This is a genomic window from Rhizobium sp. 1399 (assembly GCF_031455475.1).
Taxonomy (GTDB): Bacteria; Pseudomonadota; Alphaproteobacteria; order Rhizobiales; family Rhizobiaceae; genus Rhizobium.
In genome coordinates, this window is the sequence record NZ_JAVDSU010000004.1 from 550898 (window position 1) to 572445 (window position 21548).

Sequence of the window (21548 nt, forward strand, 5' to 3'; positions counted from 1 at the left end):
GCACGGCCGCCACTGAAATGAAGGTAGGAAGACATGCAGGTTATCGAAACGCTCGCTGAAGGGCTGAAGCGCGAAATCAAGGTCGTTATCCCGGCCAAGGACATGGAAAACAAGCTGAACGAGCGCCTTGCCGACGTAAAGGACAAGGTTCGCATCAACGGCTTCCGTCCGGGCAAGGTTCCGCCCGCTCACCTCAAGAAGGTTTACGGCAAGTCCATCATGGCCGATCTCGTCAACGAGATCGTGCGCGACCAGCCGACCCAGATCCTGTCCAGCCGTGGAGAAAAGTCGGCTACTCAGCCGGAAATCAACATGACGGAAGACAAGGACGAGGCAGACAAGATCCTCGCCGCTGAGCAGGATTTCGAATTCACCCTGTCTTATGAAGTTCTTCCGCCGATCGAGCTGAAGTCCAACGCGGGCATCAAGGTCACGCGCGAAGTCGTCGACATCTCCGACGACGAAGTCAACGAACAGGTTCTCAAGGTCGCTGAAAGCGCCCGTGACTACGCCGAAAAGAAGGGCAAGGCTGCCAACGGCGACCGCGTCAAGATGGACTATCTCGGCAAGGTCGATGGCGTTGCCTTCGACGGCGGCACCGATCAGGACGCCGAGCTGGTTCTCGGCTCCGGCCGTTTCATCCCCGGCTTCGAAGAGCAGCTGGTTGGTCTCAAGGCTGGCGATGAGAAGACCATCACTGTGACCTTCCCGGCCGACTATCCGGCCAAGAACCTCGCTGGCCAGGAAGCCACCTTCGACGTCACCGTCAAGGAAGTTGCTGCCCCGGCTGATGTCGAAATCAACGACGAACTCGCCAAGAAGCTCGGCCTCGAATCTGCCGACCGCCTCAAGGAAATCGTCCGTGGCCAGATCGAATCCCAGTACGGCTCGCTGACGCGCCAGAAGCTGAAGCGCCAGATTCTCGACCAGCTCGACGAACTGTACAAGTTCGAGACCCCGTCCAAGCTCGTCGAAGCCGAATATAACGGCATCTGGAACCAGGTCAGCAACGACCTCGCTCAGTCCGGCAAGACCTTCGAGGATGAGGACACCACCGAAGAACAGGCGCGCGAAGAGTACCAGAAGCTCGCCGAGCGCCGCGTCCGCCTCGGTCTCGTTCTCTCCGAAATCGGCGAGAAGGCCGGCGTCGAAGTCAGCGAAGACGAAATGCAGCGCGCGATCTACGAACAGCTGCGCCAGTATCCGGGCCAGGAAAAGCAGATCCTCGAGTTCTTCCGCAGCCAGCCGGGTGCCGCCGCTTCGATCCGCGCTCCGATCTTCGAAGAAAAGGTCATTGACCACCTGCTGACCGAAATCGCCGTCACCGACAAGAAGGTGACCAAGGAAGAGCTGCTCGCCGACGAAGAAGGCGAAGGCGCTGAAAAGGCCGAAACCAAGAAGGCTGCTCCGAAGAAGAAGGCTGCTGCCAAGGCCGAAGCTTCTGAAGAAGCTGCCGGCGGCGAAGAAGCCGCTCCGAAGAAGAAGGCTGCTCCGAAGAAGAAGGCTTCCGAGGACAGCGCCGAGTAATCGGTTTTTCAAGCTGAAATTCAAAAAGCCCTGCCGCTTGCGGCAGGGCTTTTTTGTTGACGCGCTGAAATCAGACTGATCGTGCTCAGATCGGCGTGCCCCACGGCCAAGACGCGAAGCCAAGCCAAAGCGGTGCCACGACACAGGATCGAGAACCAGCACTAGGCCGGGTTCGATCAAGCGTACACGCTCCAGACCGGTTCATGCTGTTGGCTGGAGCGACGAGAGACGGGACGATTGATCGGCCCCCTGCTTTGCTTTGACAATTGGATGATATAGAGGCTGAGGCAGGACGCGACCGCCATTAACTTAAGAATGGGGTCGGGCGGCAGATTGACGTCACGTCGCTGCCACGAGATCACGTGGCCGTTCTCTCTTGGTCGTTCAACAAATGCGCCTGCATCACCATCCCGAAAATCGGAATCGATTTTCGGGATGTCGGATAGAGTGATTCAAAGAGTTAGAGCGTCCTTGATGCGTCCAGATGAACGCACGGCGTTCTAGACGGCTTTGCGGGCATGGGTCAGTTCGGCAACCTTCTTGATGTGGCTGACGGCAGCGGTGCCGCCAGCGGTCTTGGTGAAGAGGTCGAGAACATCTTCGTCGTCCTCGGCGACCGGTGTCAAAGCCTTGTCCATGTAGCTTTTGGCGCCGGCATCGCGGGCAATCAGGAAGGCCGAAACACTGAGATTGATGATCGTGCCGGCGAGCGACACGTGCTTGCGGATCGTATCGAAGGCAAAGCGCGGCCAGAAGAGCAGCGGATGCTCGCGTTTCAGGCCGGGGCGGCGCTCCGATGGATGCTTCAGGCGAACCAGACCGCTCTGCAGTGGATGAACGTTTTCAAGCGGCACGGTGGTCGCAAACGACACCAGTACCTTGACGAGGCTGGAGAGCTTGATGCCGGTTGCCGCTCCGCGGCGCAGCAGGGTCTTCATATGCTCAGGCGAGTAATAGAGCGACCAGGCCTCCTGATAGATATCTTCCCACTCTTTCTTGCTCATCTTCGGATGCGCTGTGCAGACATGCTCGACATCGTAGATATTGAGATCAGGATCCATCTCGATGCCCTTCTTCCAGAGGACCTGATGGTCCTCGGAGCCGGGCAGGGGCGTCAGAATGAAGAATTCGATGACGTCGAGCGGCAGTTCTTCCTGAATGATCTTGATATCGCGACGGATCGATTCCGGCGTGTCGGCCGGGAAGCCCAGAATATAGCCGGCAAGCGTCATGATGCCCTGTGCCTTCCAGGCAAGCAGCATCTTGCGGTATTCGGTGATCTTGTTCTGGTTCTTCTTGGCGGCGGTCAAATTGTCCGGATTGACGTTTTCAAGGCCGATGAAAACGCGCGTGACGCCGGCGCGTTTCGATTTTTCGATGAAGTTCGGGATCTTGTGGCAGAGCGTGTCCACCTGGATCATTAGGCCAAGGGGAATGCCGTCTCTTTCCCTGAGCTCGATCAGCCGGTCGAAGATTGCTTCCCAGTCCTTGTTGCGGGCGAAATTATCGTCGGTGATGAAGAACTTATGGATGCCCTGCGCCCAGTTCATGCGCACCAGCTTCTCGACATCGTCGGCGGAGCGGAAGCGGGATTTGCGCCCCTGCACGTTGATGATCGTGCAGAAAGAACATTGATAGGGGCAGCCGCGGCCCGCATCGAAACTGGTGCTGAGGCCAAGTGTGCGCTGGATATTATCCTTTGGCAGGAAAGGCACCGGCGTGCCACCGATGCCGGGAAGGTCGTTCATGAAATTGTAGAGCGGTTTCAGTTCGCCGGCGGCAGCATCGCGCAGCACCATCTCCAGTCGTCCTTCAGCCTCGCCCGCAAACATCGAAACGCCCATCTTGCGGCATTCGTCGAGCCCGATCGCGTCGCCACTTAGCATCGACAGGCATCCGGAGATATGGAATCCACCCATCGAGACTGGCAGTCCGGCATCGCGGAAGGGGCGGGCGATATCGAGCGCGCGAGGATACTGGTTGGACTGGACACCGATAAGCGCGATCATCCCGAAGTTGTCATTGCGTTTGAACTGAGAAATCAGCGCCGCAAAATCGATCCGCGTATTGGTCTCATCGATGACGGTGATGTCGATGGCGGTGTCGGCCCCAAGCACCTGCCGCTCCGCACACTCGGCGGCAATCCCAAAGATCGCCGCCAGCGAGTTAGAGGGGATCATTGCCCGCCACCATCGGATCACGTAGCCGTCATCGTCATAGTGTGACGGCTTTATCAGGACGAGCTGAAACCGTCTGCGGGCAGCCTCTGAAATATCGGGCAAAATAACTATCTTTCGTTGTGGTCTGCATAGTTGGACTTGGTGGTACTGCAGGCCGGTCTAAGACACGGATTTCAGGCTGTCGAAAGCGCGCCCCATACTTGGGAAGGCGATAAGCAAAACGCAATAGAACAATGCAAGGCGCGAACACCCTGACCTTACCAATATCTTTTGACATAGGATATAGGCAGTTGCCGCAGGCCACAGGCAGTCACCAACAGCGTGCAATGAGGCGCGCTGTCGTAAAATAAGAACTGAGGATCAGTGGCTTACGTTCTCTAGCCTGGAAGGCGAGGGACGTTCCCTCGCTTCTTCAAAGCTCAGATTTTATGTCGCCCATGCGGTTCCACGCATCGAGGCCGGCGATTTTATAGGCTTCGGCGAGCGTCGGGTAGTTGAAGGTATTTTCGACGAAATATTCGACGGTGCCCTTCAGGTTGAGCACGGCCTGGCCGATATGCACGAGCTCGGTAGCACCTTCGCCGACGATGTGTACGCCGAGCAGGCGGCGCGTCTTTAACGAGAAGATGAGCTTCAGAAGACCCGTATCGAGGCCCATGATGTGGCCGCGCGATGTCTCCCGGAAACGGGCAATACCGCACTCATAGGGAATGCCGCGCTCCTTCATTTCCTCTTCGGTCAGGCCGCAGGTGGAGATTTCTGGCACGGCATAAATGCCATAGGGGAAATATTTCTGCGGTTCCTTGGCGACGGCGCCGATTGCGACGCGAGCAGCAATGCGGCCCTGTTCCATCGAGGTCGAGGCAAGGCTCGGGAAGCCGACAACGTCGCCGGCGGCATAGATATTGGGCACGGACGTCTGGAACGTCTCGGGATTGACCTTCAGGCGTCCGCGGCTGTCCGCTTCGAGACCGATGGCATCCAGGTTGAGCGTATCGGTGGCGCCCATGCGCCCGGCGGCGAAAAGCACCATGTCGGTCACGAGATGCCGGCCGCTGTCGAGTGTCAGCTGCACCTTGCCTGTCTCAAGCCGCTCGACCTTCTCGGCCTTCGTGCCGAGCAGCAGCTTCATATTGCGGTCGCGCAGCTGATAGGTGAAATCCTCGATGATTTCCTTGTCGATGAAGTCGAGCATGGTCGACTTTGGATCGATGACGGTCACGGCCGTATCCAGCGCCGAAAAGATCGTTGCATATTCGATGCCGATGACGCCGGCGCCGATGACGACCATGCTGCGTGGCAGTTCCTCGATATCGAGCAGCTCGTCGCTATCGAGCACGGTCTTGTTGTCGAAGGGCATGTAATCAGGCCGAAACGGCTTGGTGCCGACGGCAAGCAGGATGCTGGCGCCAGTCACCGTCATTGTGTCGCCGTCGTCCTTGATGATCTGCAGGGTATTGGTATCGACGAAGCTTGCCTTGCCGCGGATGTGCTGGACGCGGTTGCGGGCGAACTGATGTTCGAGCACTTCCACTTCATGATCCAGCGTGATCAGCAGGCGACGGCGCAGGTCTTCAGCGCTGATCTCCTGCTTGACGCGGTAGCTGCGGCCGTAAAAGCCGCGCTCGCGCCAGCCGGAAAGATTGAGTGCGGTTTCGCGCAGCGTCTTGGAAGGGATCGTGCCAGTATGGACGGACACGCCGCCGACACGCTTTCCCTGCTCGATGACCAGCACTTTCTTGCCGAGTTTTGCAGCCTGGATTGCGCCGCGGCGCCCTGCCGGACCGCTGCCGACTACCACGAGATCGTACTGGAACATCTTTAGCCCCGAACTGGAATTGGAATCATATTGCGACGCGAAATGTCGCGCGTTCATCGGTAGCCGGTCAATGTTACAGTTTGTATTCCGGCGTAGTTTAGGAGTTCAAAAAGCCGAACATTGGCTCAAGCCGCTCGAATGTGCGGTCCATCGCGTAGGCGCCGATGAAGAAAAGCGACAGATGGCCGTATGTCAGCGAGATCTGCGACTCCGCCGCAATCTCTCCTTCCTTGGCAACGCCGGCGACGTAGATGGCCGAAGCCAGTCCCGTACGGTCGGCGCCGGCCTTGCAGTGGATGAGCAGCGGCTTGGGCGCGGCGGCCATGATCGCCATCAGCTGGCGCCCTTCCTCGATGGAGAGTTCTTTCGTCGCCGACATGTGGAAATCGATATGCTGGACATTGAGGCCCTTTGCCGCGGCGACCTCGTTGTCGTACCAGGCCTCGCCGCTGCTGTCGCCGCGCAGGTTCAGTACGGATTTGATGCCGTACTCCTTGACGAGTTCGCCAAGCTTGGCGGGCGAAGGCTGGGCGGAGCGGTAGACCTGGCCATCGACAACCGCATGAACATTGGTCGAAAGCTGCAGGTATCCGAGATAGAGACCGGCTACGACAAGCAGCAGAAGTGTCAGTCGTATCAGCGATCGGAGGCTCGGCGGCGCGTACAAGCGACCAGGAGAAATGCCCATAATTCCCATCCTGTTGTCAGTCATTCAGCTTGGAGAACGCCAAGATGGCTTTTTCATGCCTTAGCCGCAGTCTTATATCAAGCGCAGGCCTTTGAGGCTTGCTTGTCCGTCTTTGCCGATGATGATGTGATCGTGGATGGCAATACCGAGCGGCTTTGCAGCATCGATGATCATCTTCGTCATGTCGATATCTGCGCGCGATGGTGTGGGGTCGCCCGAGGGATGATTGTGGACGAGAATAAGCGCCGTTGCCGAAAGCTCGAGCGCCCGCCTGACCACCTCACGCGGATAGACAGGTGTGTGATCCACGGTTCCGCGCCCCTGCACCTCGTCGGCGATCAGCGCATTGCGTTTGTCGAGGAAAAGAATGCGGAACTGCTCGCGCGTCTCATGCGCCATGGCCGCATGACAATACTGGATGACCGACGACCACGAGGAAAGCACCTGCTTGCCCTTGAGCTCGCTCTTCAACGTGCGATGGCTAATGGTGGATATCAGCTTCAGATCCAGCGCCACCGCCTCTCCGACGCCTTTGACCTCCTGTAGCAGCGCTGCCGGTGCGCCGAATACGCCGGAAAGCGACCCGAAGCGATCGATCAGTGCCTTGGCGATCGGCTTGGTGTCGCGGCGCGGGATCAGCCGGAAAAGCAGGAGTTCGAGGATTTCATAATCGGCAAGCGCCGTATCGCCATGGTCGCGGAAGCGATTGCGCAGCCTCTCGCGATGGCCGTGATAATGCTCTTCCTTGGCGGGCAGGGCGGCTTTTTTGGCGGAAGCTGCCGCCTTTGACGGCTGTCCAAAAAACGCCCGTTCGTCCATAGCGATATCCTCGTCCATGTCGAAAGGCAGTTCGTCGTTGCCAACCTGCGGAACGGGACCTTTCGCCATGGCGAGTGTTACCCGTTGAGCGGCGGCAGGCCTGGCCGGTCGAGACCGGCGGGCGACAGCGTGAAGATCTCGCAGCCATTGGCGGTCACGCCGACCGTATGTTCGTACTGTGCTGATAGCGACCGGTCGCGCGTCACGGCGGTCCAGCCGTCCGCCAGCACCTTCACATGCGGGCGTCCGAGATTGATCATCGGCTCGATGGTGAAGATCATGCCCTCACGCAGTTCCGGCCCTTCATTGGCGCGGCCGTAATGCAGGATGTTCGGCGAATCGTGGAAGAGACGGCCGACACCATGGCCGCAGAAATCGCGCACGACGGAGCAGCGCTCCGCTTCGGCATAGGTCTGGATCGCTTCGCCGATCGCGCCGGTGCGCGCGCCGGGATGAACGGCGGCAATGCCGCGCATCAGCGACTCATAGGTCACTTCCAGCAGACGTTCGGCTGCGCGCTTGACCTGGCCGACCGGATACATGCGGCTCGAATCCCCATGCCAACCGTCGACGACGAAGGTCACGTCGATATTGACGATATCGCCCTCGCGCAGCGGCTTGTCATCGGGAATGCCGTGGCAGACCACATGATTGATCGAAGTGCAGGTGGACTTGGTATAGCCGCGATAGTTCAGGGTCGCCGGATAGGCGCCGTTATCCATGCCGAATTCGAAAACGAAGCGGTCGATTTCATTGGTTGCGAGACCCGGCTTGACGATATCGGCAAGCGCATCGAGGCAGCGCGCGGTCATCTGGCACGCGTTGCGCATTCCCTCGAATGCTTCAGGGCCATAAAGCCTGATGGCGCCGGTATTCTTCGGCGGCGCGGAGGAGGCTTCGATATAATTCACCATTGCAAGGCCTTAGCATAAATTGTCGTCTCTTTTCATAATGCAGCTATGCCGGGTTCGTCCATCGCGATCAACCGCGTGGGCAAGATTTCTCGGGCGTGTTGTGCGGGGTGAAAAAGCCGCCGGGCCGCCCACCAGCGTTAGCAGAGCTGCGGACCATCAATATCCACAGTCTTCTCAATAAGATAGGATTGTGAACGGAAAATTCCACTGTTACTCACCGATTGGTGACAGACCGGGGTTGACCGAATGCTGAATGAAACTGCCATGGCCGCGCTCGAACAGACGGGTGCCAATGAGCCTGAAAAGCGTATCCGCGACAGAAGCGCTACGGAACGCGCTATCCTGAAAGCCGCCAAGAGCCTGCTGGCGGAAGAGGGTTTCCAGAATTTCGGCATCAATGCCGTCGCCCGCCGCGCCGGCTGCGATAAGCAGCTCATCTACCGCTATTACGGTGGTCTCGACGGCCTCGTGGAGGCGATCGGCGCCGATCTCGGCAACTGGGTCAAGGACCGCATCCCCGAAGATACCGGCGGCATGTTCCTCTTGACCTATGGCGATCTCATGGAGCGGCTGTCGCTGCTTTTCCTGGAAGCGCTGCGCGACGATCCCCTAATGCGCCGCATCGTCGCCTGGGAAATCTCGGAAAATACCGAGCAAGTGAGGCGTCTTTCCGAGGCGCGCTCAAAAGCGCTCGGACTGTGGCTGGATCGCATGCGCGGCTCGCTGACGCCGCCGAAGGGCATCGATCCGGCAGCCGTCAATGCGCTGATCTTTGCCTCGATCCAGCATCTTGTGCTGTCGGCGGCCGCCGGCGGTCAATGCGCGGGTCTGGTTTTGAAGAACGGCAAGGACTGGGAGAAGGCGGCCACCGCGTTGAAACGGCTGGTGCGCGGCGTCTACGGCTGAACAATCCACAGCCTCCACCCGGCCATTAACCTTAACAATTGGTTTACGTTGCGTGACGCTGGTTAACTCGCCAGTGTGGCCCACATTAGAAATGTAACAATTGTGGACCCGAGTTCAGTGATGGGAACCAGAGCAGCCAGAACCGCGTTGCTTGTCGCGGCGATGATGTTTTTCGCCGTGCTGGCGCTGGATATCGCCGTGCCCACGCTCGTACTCTGCATCATGGCACCGTCGGTCTGGCTCGTTTCCCTTGATATGTCGGTCCTACACAAGCACGAAGGAGAGGCCGCATGAAGTGGTTTCTGATCTTCTGGGCCGGTCCGATCGTCTTCCTGGCGGGATGGTACTGGCTTTCTTATTACGATCTGAACTTCGGCATCTTCATGCTGACGCGGCAGGTCCATGACCTGACCTTCCAGATTTACGGCAAGGCGCTCGGCCTTCCGCCACAGGAAATCCCGCCGCTCGTCGCCCGCGCGATTGCCGTCGACAGCCTCGTCGTCTTCGCCATCATGGGTTTCCGCAAGCGTCGCCAGATCGCCACCTGGTGGAAGGCACGTCACGCTTCCGTGTCGTCGGCAGATCTCGCCAGCAAGGAAAGCCTGTCGAGCGCTCCCTGAAGGATGAAGCTTGCCGCAGCCGAATCGATCCGTTCGGCGCGTTTTGCCCGCGAAACATCCATTTCCAGCAGGGCACGTTCGGCAGCCACCGTCGATAGCCGCTCATCCCAATAAATGAAGGGAATGGCGGTCTTTTGCTCCATGTTGCGCACGAAAGCCCGCGTCGCCTGCACGCGCGGTCCTGCCGATCCATCCATATTCATCGGCAGGCCGATGACGAAGGCCGCGACCTTCTCCTTTGCTGCGAAGCTCAGCAGCGTCTCGGCGTCGATGGTAAATTTCTCACGCTTGAGGACCGGGCGCGGCGTCGCAAAGCGGCGTCCGAGATCGGACATGGCAAGACCGATCGTCTTGGTGCCAAGATCGAGGCCGGCGATTGCCTGTCCGGGACCGAGCGTTCCGGCCAGTTCCTCGATCGTAAGCACCGTCATTGCCGTGTCATCCTGTCAAAAGAAATTGAAGTTCCCGCCGCTTTTCTTTGCGGCCATATCGGCTATGTCCTTAGAGCAATTCCAGAAAAAGTGCGAAACGGTTTTCCGACCGGAATTGCTTTAAACAGTTCTGGTCCGGAAATCGCTTTTGCATCATGTAATAAAGGAGACTTTTCATGAAGATCACCTGGCTCGGCCATTCTGCTTTCCGGATAGAGACGAAAGCCGCCAAAATCCTGATCGATCCCTTCCTGACCTATAATTCGTCCTTCTCCGGACAGGATATCAAGGAAGTGACCAACGGCATCACCCATATCCTGCTGACCCACGGCCATGGCGACCATGTCGGCGATACCGTGGAGATCGCCAAGGAAACCGGCGCCGTCGTTCTCGCCAATGCCGATCTTGCCTCCTGGCTCGGAACCAAGGGGGTCGATAAACTCGAAATGGGCAATACCGGCGGCACCGTCCCGCTCGGCAGCTTCACCGCTACCTTCACCAATGCGCTGCATTCTTCCGCACAGACCACTGAAGACGGCGTTTCCCATTCGCTCGGTAGCGCGAACGGCCTCATGCTGCATTTCGACGACGAGCCAAGCCTCTTCCACATGGGCGACACAGATATCTTCTCCGACATGGCGCTGATCAACGAGCTGCATCAGCCGGATATCGGCATCGTGCCGATCGGCGACCGTTTCACCATGGGCGGTGCGGTGGCGGCTCTTGCCTGCCAGCGTTATTTCAACTTCAAGACTGCCATTCCCTGCCACTACGGCACCTTCCCGATCATCGACCAGACGCCGGAAAAATTCATTGCCGGCATGGAAGCCTCGAAGACGCAAGTGAAGGCGCCGAAGCCTGGCGAAAGCCTGTCGCTCTGATGCATAAGCCCTCAAATCCCGGTGGGTTTGAGGGTAGGAATTCTGCATTGCCGAAAAGGCAAACCCGTTGCACAGGACGGACATGGTCTTTATAGCGATAGGAAAATTCCTATCCGGAGAATGCCATGTCCGTCGATCTCGCCACCGTTAAGCGCGTTGCGCGCCTTGCCCGTATTGCCGTCTCGGAAGAGGAGGCAAATCGCATGGTCGGCGAATTGAATGGTATCCTCGGCTTCGTCGAGCAGCTTTCCGAAGTGAATGTCGAGGGCGTCGAGGCCATGACTTCGGTGACGCCGATGGACATGAAGAAGCGCACCGATGTCGTCAATGATGGCAATAAGGCCGCCGATATCGTTGCCAATGCGCCGATCACCGACCACAATTTCTTCCTGGTGCCGAAAGTCGTCGAATAAGGCTTTGACCGCCTCTTTCCGACCCTGTTGCCATTTCCAGATCTGAAGCGAAAACACGATGAGCGAACTCACCAGCCTGACCATTGCCGAAGCCCGCCAGAAGCTGCGCGCCAAGGAAATCACCGCGACCGAACTGACCGAGGCCTATATCTCGGCGATCGATGCGGCCAATGGCCAGCTCAATGCCTATATCAAGGTCACGCCGGATCTCGCACGAGTCATGGCGAAGAATTCCGACGAACGCATCGCTGCCGGCAAGGCGGGCGATCTCGAAGGTATTCCGCTCGGCATCAAGGACCTGTTTGCGACCGTCGGCGTGCACACCCAGGCCTGCAGCCATATTCTCGATGGTTTCGAGCCGCGCTATGAATCGACTGTGACCCAGAACCTCTGGGATGACGGCGCCGTCATGCTCGGCAAGCTGAACATGGACGAGTTCGCGATGGGCTCTTCCAACGAGACCTCGCATTATGGCGCGGTCATCAACCCGTGGCGCGCCGCTGGGTCCAACCAGCAGCTCGTTCCGGGCGGCTCGTCTGGCGGTTCGGCTTCAGCCGTTGCCGCGCATCTCTGCGCTGGTGCTACCGCGACCGACACCGGCGGCTCGATCCGCCAGCCTGCAGCCTTCACCGGCACGGTTGGCATCAAGCCGACCTACGGTCGCTGCTCGCGTTGGGGCACGGTTGCCTTTGCCTCTTCGCTCGATCAGGCCGGCCCGATCGCCCGCGACGTCCGCGATGCCGCGATCCTGCTGAAGTCGATGGCAAGCGTCGATGCCAAGGACACCACTTCCGTCGACCTGCCGGTGCCGGACTACGAAGCCGCCATCGGCCAGTCGCTGAAGGGCATGAAGATCGGCATTCCGAACGAATATCGCGTTGATGGCATGCCCGACGAGATCGAAGCCATCTGGCAGCAGGGCATCGCCTGGCTGAAGGATGCAGGTGCGGAGATCGTCAACATCTCGCTGCCCCATACCAAATACGCCCTGCCGGCCTATTACATCGTGGCACCCGCCGAAGCCTCTTCGAACCTCGCCCGTTATGATGGCGTACGCTACGGCCTGCGCGTCGACGGCAAGGATATCGTCGATATGTACGAAAAGACGCGCGCTGCCGGCTTCGGCCAGGAGGTCAAGCGCCGCATCATGATCGGCACCTATGTGCTGTCGGCCGGCTACTACGATGCCTACTACCTGCGCGCCCAGAAGGTCCGCACGCTCATCAAGCGCGACTTCGAACTGGCCTTCGATGCCGGCGTCGACGCCATCCTGACGCCGGCCACCCCGTCGTCCGCCTTCGGCGTTGCAGACGAGAACCTCGCCGCCGATCCGGTCAAAATGTACCTGAACGACATCTTCACGGTGACGGTCAACATGGCCGGCTTGCCGGGCATCGCCGTTCCCGCCGGCCTCGACCACAAGGGCCTGCCGCTCGGCCTGCAGCTCATCGGCAAGGCCTTCGACGAGGAAACCCTCTTCAAGACCGCCCATGTCATCGAGCAGGCCGCCGGCAAGTTCACGCCGGCCAAGTGGTGGTAACCGGTCTAACGATACGAAAGATTGCAGACGCCGACCACAAAATGGTCGGCGTTGTTGGTTTTGCCGCATGGGCGGGAAGTAGTGCCTTTGAAGACAGCTATCGGGATCCCGCTGTCATCGACCGGGTGAAGCAGGAATTCGCGATTTTTCCGGATGAGACGACGGGCGAGATCTTCGTTGCAGAGCTTGACGGAGGAATCGTCGGCTGGGGCGCACGGGAGAATACGCCAAACTATATTTCCGACCTGTGGGTGCATCCCGATCATCAGGGCACAGGCATTGGCAATGCGCTGCTGCTTCATCTCTGCGAGCTGATGAAAGGCGAGGGCCTGGAAACGGTGCGGGTCGATACGCATGCTAAGAACAGCGGTGCGATCCGGCTTTACGAGCGCTGCGGTTTCAAGATCATCTGGCACGGTATCGAGTTTGCAAAGAGCATGGGCGTCCCGCTCGAAAAGGTACATTTGCAGAAGCAATTAGCCGAGGACTAGCGCGACAAGCCTGAAGAAAGGCAGGCGCCGTCTCGGATTTCGAGGCGGCGCCTGTTATAGAGGGAGGTCTTTGCGAGGAGGGCCTCATGCCGAAACAGGATCTTGCGCGGTTGATCGGGGCCTTTGACCGCCTCGCCGCCAGTGGCTTTAAATTGGGCGCAGAGTGGGAGGCGGTTCACGAAATCTGCCAGAACCACGAGGGTGAACAGGTTTTCGACTGGGGCCATGCCCTTTGCCACCGCGTCGAAGGCGACGATTGGAACGCCGGTTATTGGTATCGCCGCGCCGGCAAGAGGATTGGAGCAGGCACGATTGCCGAAGAATGGGCGGCAATGCGCCCGGAGCTTTCTGAAAAGCTCTGAAACGTTCCTGGCCGCACGACGACGGCGCCGCACGGCCAGGCTTTGTCAGACCTATCTGTTATCGAGCTGCGATCTGACGAGCTTCAGTCCTCTTTCGGTGATCCGGTAGGGCTGACCGGCGGAAGATTTGATTGCCTTCAGCCGTTTCAGCTTGCGGAAAAGCTCCATGCCGAAGCCGGGATAGACCCAGCCGTCGCGGGTGAAGCAACTTACCGTTTCGATCTTTTTATTGTCGTCTCGGGTGATTTCGATACGGCCGCCCTGGGCCATAAGGTGCAGGATGCGCTGTTCTGCGCGCGAGATGTCCATTGCTGTTGATCCGGAAACGCGCCTTCAGGAAGGCGCACGAAAACGATCTGGCGTTCGGGTTTAGCCGATACGCCGCGGCTTCGTTTTTCGGGCCCATGCGCGCGAGGCTGTGCTTGCGGGCAGGGCCTTTACCGGGTCTCAGGCAGGTTAGACATAAAACACCTCTGACGGGCTTTTTATCAGCAACCACAATCCGGTCAAGCAGCCGCAGCGGAACAAAAAAGCCGCCGATAGTTTTGCTTTCGCTTCTTCATCTCATTGCAGGGACTGGAAAATTGCCCGACTCAATGGTCTACTACTCTGTAGTAACGCGGAGGTGCCATTGATCCACATTCGCAATGCCCGCGAAGGCGACACGGCGCTCTTGAGCGAAATCGGCTTGCGAGCCTGGCAAAGAGCGATGGCATTGATCGGCGAATCGGACGCCATGACGGATGGAGCCCGCACCGCCTTCCGAACGTTCGTGGATAATAACTGGCTCACCATCACTGTCGTCGAACAGAACGGGCAGGTTGCCGGCTGGGCCGCGCGCGAAGGACTGGACGAGACCATCTCTGACTTCTGGATCGATCCGAGCTTCAATCGTCAGGGCCTCGGCACCGCGCTTCTGGAGCATATCGAGTCTGATATTTTCGAGCAGGGCTTCGAGGAGGCGGCGATGCAGACCCATTCTGGAAATACGGAGGCGATCTCCTTCTTCCAGAAGCACGGCTACGCGATCCACTGGCTTTCGGTCGCTTATAATCCGAAGCTCGACCGCGACGTGCCATCAGTCGGTCTCAGCAAGCATCTCGGCCCGCAGGAGCCGGAAGGCTACGGCCCGGGTTTCTAGGCTGCCGAAAGCCTTGCACCGGCAGGCCATTTCCTTTACCTCACCTGTTGAAAAGAACAGCCTTCGAAGAGCATCTCATGACCATTGTCGACGTTCGCACGCCTGATCCGAAACGTTATATCCCCGGCGCCACCGGCGATTGGGAAGTCATCATCGGCTTGGAAGTCCATGCCCAGGTGCTTTCCAATTCCAAGCTTTTCTCCGGCGCTTCGACGGAATTCGGCAAGCCGCAGAATTCGAACGTCTCGCTCGTCGATGCGGCCATGCCCGGCATGCTGCCCGTCATCAACGAGGAATGCGTCAAGCAGGCGGTGCGCACCGGTCTCGGCCTGAAGGCCGAGATCAACAAGCGTTCGGTCTTCGACCGCAAGAACTATTTCTATCCGGACCTGCCGCAGGGCTATCAGATCTCGCAGTACAAGGACCCGATCGTCGGCGAAGGCAAGATCGTCATCTCCCTCGGCCCGGACCGTCAGGGCCAGTTCGAGGACATCGAGATCGGCATCGAGCGCTTGCACCTGGAACAGGATGCCGGCAAGTCGATGCACGACCAGCATCCGACCATGTCCTACGTGGATCTGAATCGTTCCGGCGTTGCGCTGATGGAAATCGTCTCCAAGCCGGATATGCGCACCTCTGACGAGGCCAAGGCCTATATGACGAAGCTGCGTTCCATTGTGCGCTACCTCGGCACCTGCGACGGCAACATGGACGAAGGCTCCATGCGCGCCGACGTCAACGTCTCCGTGCGCCGACCGGGCGAACCCTTCGGCACGCGTTGCGAAATCAAGAACGTCAACTCCATCCGCTTCATCGGCCAGGCGATCGAATACGAAGCCCGCCGCCAGATCGGTATCCTGGAGGATGGCGGCACCATCGATCAGGAAACCCGTCTCTTCGACCCGAACAAGGGCGAGACGCGGTCCATGCGCACCAAGGAAGATGCGCATGACTATCGCTATTTCCCCGATCCGGATCTGCTGCCGCTCGAATTCGACGACGCCTTTGTCAGTGATCTTGCTCGGTATCTGCCGGAACTGCCCGACGACAAGAAAGAGCGTTTCGTCCGCGAGCTCGGTCTCTCTATCTACGATGCCTCCGTGCTCGTCTCGGAAAAGGCGATCGCCGATTATTTCGAAGCCGTTGCCGAAGGTCGTGACGGCAAGGCCGCCGCCAATTGGGTCATCAACGATCTGCTCGGCGCGCTCAACCGCACCGGCAAGGATATCGAGGAAACGCCGGTTTCTCCGACCCAGCTCGGCGCCATCATCGACCTCATCAAGGCCGAGACCATCTCCGGCAAGATCGCCAAGGATGTTTTCGAAATCATCCTCAACGAAGGCGGCGATCCCGCCGAGATCGTCGAAACCCGCGGCCTGAAGCAGGTGACGGATACCGGCGCGATCGAGAAGGCTGTCGATGAGATCATCGTCGCCAATCCGGACCAGGTCGCCAAGGTCAAGGCAAAGCCGACGCTTGCCGGCTGGTTTGTCGGTCAGGTCATGAAGGCGACCGGCGGCAAAGCCAATCCGCAGGCTGTTCAGGCCCTCGTCAAGGCCAAGCTCAGCATCGAGGAAGAATAAGCCAACGGCCTCGGCCAAACAGCGTGGAGCGGTGTTCGGAAGACCGATACCGTGAGGAGAAGGTCTTGGTTTATTTCGTCCGAACGGCTGGCGAGCGCGATCTGGAGAATGTCCGCGCCCTGCTGGTCGAGAGTTTCCATGCGGCCTATGATGCAAGCCATGGCGTTGCGAAGGTCAAAGAACTGATCGCTCATCTCTTTTCGCCGGCTGCGCTGAAGGCGCGGCTGACGAAGAAGAATGCCGAATTCCTCGTTGCCGATGACGGTCGGAATATTGGCGGCATGGGCTATGCGGCCATGTCATCCGAGATGACGAAGACTGTCATGCTGCATCTCCTCTATGTAAAGCCGGATCTGCAGCGCCAGGGCATCGGCCGCGATATCTTCGCGGAGCTTGAGACCTGTTTTCCGGATGCGGAAATCATGCGGCTGGAAGTCGAGGTTCAGAACCACGAAGCCATCCATTTCTACACCCGGCTCGGTTTCGTCGAAGCCGGACGCAATGAGAACAGTGGCCCCGGCCAGTCCGGCGTTCCGACGCTGGTTTTCGAGAAAGCGCTCGAGCTCCACTGATATGGCATCCGGCGACATTATCATCCGCGAAGCACGTGAAGCCGATCTGCCGGCTTTGATTGCCATGTTTGCTGCCGATCAGCTCGGCGGCCATGGGGATACGAGTGATCCGGAGGCCTATCCGGAGTACGCCCGCGCCTTTGCGGGGATCGCTGCGTCTCCCAACCAGACGCTGTATGTTGCCGAACGGGACGCTGACGTCGTCGGCACCTTTCAGACGATGATCACCACCTCGCTCAATGCACGCGGCTCATCCGCCATGATCATTGAGGCGGTGCAGACGCGCTCCGATATGCGCGGGCAGGGCATCGGTGCGCGGATGATCGAATTTGCCATTGCCGAGGCGAAAGGTCGCGGCGTACGGCTCGTCCAACTGACATCGAATGCGGTACGCAAGGATGCCCATCGTTTCTACGAAAGACTGGGCTTCAAGCCATCGCATCTCGGTTTCAAGATGGCTCTGAAATGACCGTAGTTTCGGCGGGAATCACTGGACAATTCGGCTTGGCGGCGGCATAAGCGAAAAAGCCTATCTGCTTTCGTCCGCGTCCTGCGGCCACGAGGAAAAGACATGATCAAGTTCCTGTTGCACACCTTCACCTGGTGGAACAATTACACTTTCGGCACGCTCTTCGCCCTTCGCGGCTTCAAGCGCGTTGGTGAAGACGAGTTGGGCAATGTCTATTACGAAGGCGGTCTTTCCTCCTACGGCCTGCCGAAGCGCTGGGTGATTTACAAGGGTTACGCCGAAGCTTCCGCCATTCCTCCGGGCTGGCACGGCTGGATGCATCACCGCACCGATGTTCCTCCGTCCAAGGAAACCTACGTCGCTAAGGAATGGCAGAAGCCGCACCGCGCCAACCCGACCGGTTCGCCGCAGGCTTACCGTCCGCCGGGCTCGCTCTCGGTTGCCGGCGAACGTCCGCGCGTGACCGGTGACTACGACGCCTGGACGCCGGGCAACTGAGCGTCAAGCATCTGATGGCGGGTTCTGCCCCGCGCTTTGGCCACAATTGACCTTTACCCGCAGGTTGGCCGCAATCGCTGCGGCCATGAACCTGATATGTGCTGGAGACGGGTAGATATGAAGCTTTCCCTGCGAAACACGGTCCTGCCGGCTGCGGGAGCTGTATCGCTATTGGCGCTTTCCGCCGGGCTTCTTTCCAATCAGGCACAGGCTGCCCGCATCGACAATCCGGTCGCCGTCTTCTCCGGCCTCGACAAGATCACCGGCCGTATCACCACTTTCGACGTCTATGTCAACGAAACGGTCCAGTTCGGCGCCCTGCAGGTGACGCCGAAGGCCTGTTATTCGCGCGATCAGTCGGAAGCCCAGAAGATCGATGGTTTCGTCGAAGTCGACGAGATCACGCTCGACCGCAAGATCCGCCGCATCTTCACCGGCTGGATGTTTGCCGACAGCCCCGGCCTCAACGCCGTCGAGCATCCGATCTATGACGTCTGGTTAAAAGACTGCAAGCAGAACTCCGACGTCCCGCCTCCGGACAGCGCCGGCGCGAAATAAGCTTTTTCTGACGGAATAATCGTTCCCTAGAACGCGAGATGCGGCGATTCCATTGCGGCGGCGAGCAGTAGCGCATAGTCCGCTTTAGGCACGTCAATGGCACCGAATGTCTTCAGATGCTCAGTCGTGAATTGCGTGTCGAGCAGGGTGAAATGTTTCTGGCGCAAATGCTCGACTAGATGCACGAGACAGATTTTCGAAGCATCGGTGCGCCGCGAGAACATGCTTTCCCCGAAGAAGGCGGAGCCAAGCGACACGCCGTAGAGCCCGCCGACCAATTCATCACCATCCCAGGCTTCGACGGAATGGGCGTGGCCCATGCGGTGCAGGGCGGAATAGAGTGTCCTGATGGTCTCGTTGATCCAGGTACTTGGGCGGTCGGATGTTTCCTGCGCGCAAGCGGTGATCACGGCATCGAAATCGCTGTTGAAGCGGATGTCGAAGGGCCTCTGCTTGATCGTCTTTCGAAGGCTTTTGGAAACGTGAAAACGATCGCCCAGCGGAAGGACACCGCGGACATCGGGTTCGACCCAGAAAATTTCCGGGTCGTCGGCGGATTCGGCCATGGGAAAGAGGCCGATCGAATAGGCGCGCAGGAGGATTTCCGGGGTAATACCTGGTGACTTCCTGCGCGCTCCTGCCATTCCTGTCCTACGCTGCCGGCTTGCTGTTGGCGAGATACTTTTCCAGCCAATGGATATCATAATCGCCATTGGCGATATCCTGGTTAGAAACGAGATCCTGGAACAGTGGCAGCGTCGTCTTGATTCCGTCAACGACAAATTCATCGAGCGCACGGCGCAGGCGCATCATGCATTCGACGCGTGTCCGGCCATGCACGATCAGCTTGCCGATGAGGCTGTCGTAATAGGGCGGGATCTTGTAGCCCTGATAGGCGCCGGAATCGATGCGCACACCAAGTCCACCCGGTGCATGGAAATGCGTAATCGTGCCGGGCGAGGGCACGAAGGTGCGTGCGTCCTCGGCATTGATGCGGCATTCGATGGCGTGGCCGTGGAAGTGTACTTCATCCTGCGTGACCGAGAGCCCGCCGCCGGAGGCAACGCGGATCTGTTCATGCACGAGGTCGATGCCGGTGATGGCCTCGGTGACCGGATGTTCCACCTGCAGACGGGTGTTCATTTCGATGAAATAGAACTCGCCGTTTTCGTAGAGGAATTCGATCGTGCCGGCGCCGCGATATTTCAGCTTCATCATGGCGTCTGCGCAGATCTGGCCAATCTTCATGCGCTGCTCGACATTGAGGGCAGGCGAGTTGGCTTCTTCCCAGACCTTCTGGTGACGGCGCTGCAGCGAGCAGTCGCGTTCGCCGAGATGGACCGCATTGCCTTCGCCGTCGCCGAACACCTGGATTTCGATGTGGCGCGGCTTTTCGAGATACTTTTCCATGTAGACGGCGTCATTGCCGAAGGCAGCGGCCGCTTCGGTGCGGGCCGTCGACCATGCCTCGATCAGGTCGGCCTCGGTCTTGGCAACCTTCATGCCGCGTCCGCCGCCGCCGGCCGTTGCCTTGATCAGTACCGGATAGCCGATTTCGGCTGCCGTCTTCAGTGCATCCTCTTCGGTCTTCACTTCGCCATCGGAGCCGGGAACGACCGGGATGCCGAGTTCCTGGGCCGTGGTCTTGGCGGTGATCTTGTCGCCCATGATGCGGATATGTTCCGCCGTCGGGCCGATAAAGGTAATGCCGTGCGCTTCGAGAATATCGGCGAACTTGGCATTTTCCGACAGGAAGCCATAACCCGGATGCACGGCGTCAGCGCCGGTGATTTCGCAGGCTGCGACGATCTGATGAATATTGAGATAGCTTTCGCGCGACGGCGGCGGGCCGATGCACACACTCTCATCGGCAAGGCGCACATGCATGGCGTCGGCATCGGCCGTCGAATGCACGGCAACACTTGCAATGCCGAGCTCCTTGCAGGCGCGCAGCACGCGAAGGGCGATCTCGCCACGATTGGCTATGAGGATCTTCGAAATCATTGGCAAAGCCTTATTCGACGACGACGAGCAGCTGGCCGTATTCGACGGGCGAACCGTCTTCGACAAGGATTTCCGTGACCTTGCCGGATTTCGGTGAGGGGATCTGGTTCATCGTCTTCATCGCTTCGATGATGAGGAGCGTCTGGCCTTCCTTGACGGTGGCGCCAACTTCGATGAACGCGCGCGCGCCCGGTGCCGGAGCCATATAGACCGTGCCGACCATTGGTGCGTTCACCGTATTGGCCGGGTTACGGCCGGCTGCTACCGGAGCGGCGGCGGCCGGGGCTGCTGCGATCGCTGCAGGCGCCGCATAAGCAGGACCTGCGATCGGTGCCTGGATGTACTGGGGCGTGCCTGCGCGCGAAACGCGGATACGCAGATCTTCCTGTTCGACTTCGATCTCGGTCAGATCCGTGTCCTTGAGGATGTTGGCGAGATCGCGGATCAGTGCCTGATCGATACCGGATTTCTTTTCAGCCATGAGTGTTGCCCTGTCTTCTTCTTATGCCGTGATGTTCTTCAGCGCGTGCAGCGCCAGGATGTAGCTATGAGGCCCGAAGCCGCAGATCACGCCCTTGCATGCGGGTGCGATCATCGACTTGTGGCGGAATTCTTCCCGCGCGTGCACGTTGGATATGTGGAGCTCGATGACGGGAATGGAAATGGCACGGATCGCATCATGCAGCGCGACCGACGTATGCGTATAGGCGCCTGCATTGATGGCAACGCCGATGGCCTTTTCATCCGCTTCGTGGAACCAGTCCACCAGCGTGCCTTCGTGATTGCTTTGGCGGAAATCGATGTCGAAGCCGAGTTCGCGGCCCACAGCCTTGCAGTCCGCCTCTATGTCCTTGAGCGTCTTGCCGCCATAGATGCCAGGTTCTCGCTTGCCCAGCATATTCAGGTTGGGCCCGTTCAGGACAAAAATCGTTTGCGTCATCGAATGTTCCGTTTGGCGCACCGGCTCTTGATCCTCTCGGGATCAAGCGACCGCTACGCGGTTCACTGTATTCATCGCGTCCTGTGCCAGCCTATCGGCAGCAAAGGCACGGGAATGCGCGAGCGCCACCTATAGACTCCACGCGGGCTTATTGAAAGCCCTTACAGAATCGGCAAGGGACGTCGCGCCATG

Annotated in this window: 26 protein-coding genes; 15 read left to right on the top strand and 11 right to left on the bottom strand. The window is 59.0% G+C overall.

Annotated elements, in window-relative coordinates:
* The first annotated feature begins 33 nt into the window (after positions 1-33).
* Positions 34-1527, top strand: coding sequence for a trigger factor (gene tig / locus J2X71_RS17120; RefSeq protein ID WP_310383190.1), 1494 nt, complete (start codon positions 34-36; stop codon positions 1525-1527).
* Between the two features lie 500 nt (positions 1528-2027).
* On the opposite strand, the gene J2X71_RS17125 is transcribed toward tig, so the two are convergent.
* The 5 genes from J2X71_RS17125 to map all read right to left on the bottom strand — a co-directional run bounded on the left by J2X71_RS17125 (position 2028) and on the right by map (position 7947).
* Positions 2028-3707 carry a B12-binding domain-containing radical SAM protein gene (locus tag J2X71_RS17125; RefSeq protein ID WP_405049726.1) on the bottom strand — a complete coding sequence of 560 codons (1680 nt, stop codon included), beginning with the start codon at positions 3705-3707 and terminating at the stop codon, positions 2028-2030.
* 412 nt (positions 3708-4119) lie between these two features.
* Positions 4120-5526 carry a Si-specific NAD(P)(+) transhydrogenase gene (sthA, locus tag J2X71_RS17130; RefSeq protein ID WP_037070635.1) on the bottom strand — a complete coding sequence of 469 codons (1407 nt, stop codon included), beginning with the start codon at positions 5524-5526 and terminating at the stop codon, positions 4120-4122.
* A 97-nt stretch (positions 5527-5623) separates the two neighbouring features.
* A complete protein-coding gene (locus tag J2X71_RS17135) occupies positions 5624-6214 on the bottom strand; it encodes a dual specificity protein phosphatase family protein (RefSeq protein ID WP_310383197.1) in 591 nt (196 codons plus the stop codon).
* Between the two features lie 72 nt (positions 6215-6286).
* The gene (gene radC / locus J2X71_RS17140; protein WP_310383199.1) at positions 6287-7102 is read right to left on the bottom strand and encodes a DNA repair protein RadC; all 816 of its coding nucleotides are present in this window, start codon (positions 7100-7102) and stop codon (positions 6287-6289) included.
* Between the two features lie 8 nt (positions 7103-7110).
* Positions 7111-7947 (bottom strand): type I methionyl aminopeptidase, encoded by an 837-nt coding sequence (map, locus tag J2X71_RS17145; protein ID WP_113322415.1) that lies wholly within the window; start codon positions 7945-7947, stop codon positions 7111-7113.
* A 246-nt stretch (positions 7948-8193) separates the two neighbouring features.
* Between map and J2X71_RS17150 the strand changes: the two genes are divergently transcribed.
* The 3 genes from J2X71_RS17150 to J2X71_RS17160 all read left to right on the top strand — a co-directional run bounded on the left by J2X71_RS17150 (position 8194) and on the right by J2X71_RS17160 (position 9473).
* Positions 8194-8853 (top strand): TetR/AcrR family transcriptional regulator, encoded by a 660-nt coding sequence (locus J2X71_RS17150; protein ID WP_310383202.1) that lies wholly within the window; start codon positions 8194-8196, stop codon positions 8851-8853.
* A 120-nt stretch (positions 8854-8973) separates the two neighbouring features.
* The gene (locus tag J2X71_RS17155; protein WP_310383205.1) at positions 8974-9147 is read left to right on the top strand and encodes a hypothetical protein; all 174 of its coding nucleotides are present in this window, start codon (positions 8974-8976) and stop codon (positions 9145-9147) included.
* Positions 9144-9473, top strand: coding sequence for a DUF6105 family protein (locus J2X71_RS17160; protein WP_310383207.1), 330 nt, complete (start codon positions 9144-9146; stop codon positions 9471-9473). The genes J2X71_RS17155 and J2X71_RS17160 overlap by 4 nt, the downstream gene beginning before the upstream one ends.
* Here J2X71_RS17160 and ruvX read toward each other — a convergent pair.
* A complete protein-coding gene (gene ruvX, locus J2X71_RS17165) occupies positions 9413-9904 on the bottom strand; it encodes a Holliday junction resolvase RuvX (protein ID WP_113322412.1) in 492 nt (163 codons plus the stop codon). The two genes, J2X71_RS17160 and ruvX, sit on opposite strands and share 61 nt — an antisense overlap.
* Before the next feature lie 176 nt (positions 9905-10080).
* On the opposite strand from ruvX, the gene J2X71_RS17170 reads away from it, so the two are divergent.
* From J2X71_RS17170 to J2X71_RS17190, 5 genes are all read left to right on the top strand, one after another.
* Positions 10081-10785, top strand: coding sequence for a metal-dependent hydrolase (locus J2X71_RS17170; RefSeq protein WP_310383211.1), 705 nt, complete (start codon positions 10081-10083; stop codon positions 10783-10785).
* A gap of 125 nt (positions 10786-10910) precedes the next feature.
* Entirely contained in the window at positions 10911-11198 is a 288-nt protein-coding gene (gene gatC, locus J2X71_RS17175; RefSeq protein WP_310383213.1) for an Asp-tRNA(Asn)/Glu-tRNA(Gln) amidotransferase subunit GatC, read from the top strand.
* Between the two features lie 58 nt (positions 11199-11256).
* Positions 11257-12738: an Asp-tRNA(Asn)/Glu-tRNA(Gln) amidotransferase subunit GatA gene (gatA, locus tag J2X71_RS17180; RefSeq protein ID WP_310383216.1), complete on the top strand. Its 1482-nt coding sequence runs from the start codon at positions 11257-11259 to the stop codon at positions 12736-12738.
* Positions 12729-13229, top strand: a complete 501-nt coding sequence (locus tag J2X71_RS17185) for a GNAT family N-acetyltransferase (protein WP_405049721.1) — start codon at positions 12729-12731, stop codon at positions 13227-13229. The genes gatA and J2X71_RS17185 overlap by 10 nt, the downstream gene beginning before the upstream one ends.
* Before the next feature lie 86 nt (positions 13230-13315).
* The gene (locus tag J2X71_RS17190) at positions 13316-13591 is read left to right on the top strand and encodes a hypothetical protein (protein WP_310383219.1); all 276 of its coding nucleotides are present in this window, start codon (positions 13316-13318) and stop codon (positions 13589-13591) included.
* A gap of 51 nt (positions 13592-13642) precedes the next feature.
* Here the strand turns inward: J2X71_RS17190 and J2X71_RS17195 are convergent, their stop codons facing one another.
* Positions 13643-13900, bottom strand: a complete 258-nt coding sequence (locus tag J2X71_RS17195) for a YjhX family toxin (RefSeq protein WP_310383221.1) — start codon at positions 13898-13900, stop codon at positions 13643-13645.
* A 322-nt stretch (positions 13901-14222) separates the two neighbouring features.
* Here J2X71_RS17195 and J2X71_RS17200 point away from each other — a divergent pair, with 322 nt between their 5' ends.
* From J2X71_RS17200 to J2X71_RS17225, 6 genes are all read left to right on the top strand, one after another.
* The gene (locus J2X71_RS17200; RefSeq protein ID WP_310383223.1) at positions 14223-14732 is read left to right on the top strand and encodes a GNAT family N-acetyltransferase; all 510 of its coding nucleotides are present in this window, start codon (positions 14223-14225) and stop codon (positions 14730-14732) included.
* Between the two features lie 77 nt (positions 14733-14809).
* A complete protein-coding gene (gene gatB / locus J2X71_RS17205; RefSeq protein WP_310383225.1) occupies positions 14810-16315 on the top strand; it encodes an Asp-tRNA(Asn)/Glu-tRNA(Gln) amidotransferase subunit GatB in 1506 nt (501 codons plus the stop codon).
* A 65-nt stretch (positions 16316-16380) separates the two neighbouring features.
* Positions 16381-16887 (top strand): GNAT family N-acetyltransferase, encoded by a 507-nt coding sequence (locus J2X71_RS17210; protein ID WP_310383227.1) that lies wholly within the window; start codon positions 16381-16383, stop codon positions 16885-16887.
* A 1-nt stretch (position 16888) separates the two neighbouring features.
* Complete coding sequence (locus J2X71_RS17215; protein ID WP_310383229.1) at positions 16889-17356, top strand: GNAT family N-acetyltransferase; 468 nt, start codon at positions 16889-16891, stop codon at positions 17354-17356.
* 102 nt (positions 17357-17458) lie between these two features.
* Positions 17459-17854 (top strand): NADH:ubiquinone oxidoreductase subunit NDUFA12, encoded by a 396-nt coding sequence (locus J2X71_RS17220; protein ID WP_113322402.1) that lies wholly within the window; start codon positions 17459-17461, stop codon positions 17852-17854.
* A 117-nt stretch (positions 17855-17971) separates the two neighbouring features.
* Positions 17972-18412, top strand: coding sequence for a DUF2155 domain-containing protein (locus tag J2X71_RS17225; protein WP_037106339.1), 441 nt, complete (start codon positions 17972-17974; stop codon positions 18410-18412).
* 26 nt (positions 18413-18438) lie between these two features.
* Here the strand turns inward: J2X71_RS17225 and aat are convergent, their stop codons facing one another.
* The 4 genes from aat to aroQ are packed head-to-tail and all read right to left on the bottom strand — an operon-like array spanning position 18439 to position 21356.
* A complete protein-coding gene (gene aat / locus J2X71_RS17230) occupies positions 18439-19056 on the bottom strand; it encodes a leucyl/phenylalanyl-tRNA--protein transferase (protein ID WP_310383232.1) in 618 nt (205 codons plus the stop codon).
* A 7-nt stretch (positions 19057-19063) separates the two neighbouring features.
* A complete protein-coding gene (gene accC, locus J2X71_RS17235) occupies positions 19064-20416 on the bottom strand; it encodes an acetyl-CoA carboxylase biotin carboxylase subunit (RefSeq protein ID WP_310383234.1) in 1353 nt (450 codons plus the stop codon).
* Between the two features lie 10 nt (positions 20417-20426).
* The gene (gene accB, locus J2X71_RS17240; protein WP_113322399.1) at positions 20427-20897 is read right to left on the bottom strand and encodes an acetyl-CoA carboxylase biotin carboxyl carrier protein; all 471 of its coding nucleotides are present in this window, start codon (positions 20895-20897) and stop codon (positions 20427-20429) included.
* A gap of 21 nt (positions 20898-20918) precedes the next feature.
* Complete coding sequence (aroQ, locus tag J2X71_RS17245; protein WP_310383236.1) at positions 20919-21356, bottom strand: type II 3-dehydroquinate dehydratase; 438 nt, start codon at positions 21354-21356, stop codon at positions 20919-20921.
* Positions 21357-21548: the final 192 nt, after the last annotated feature.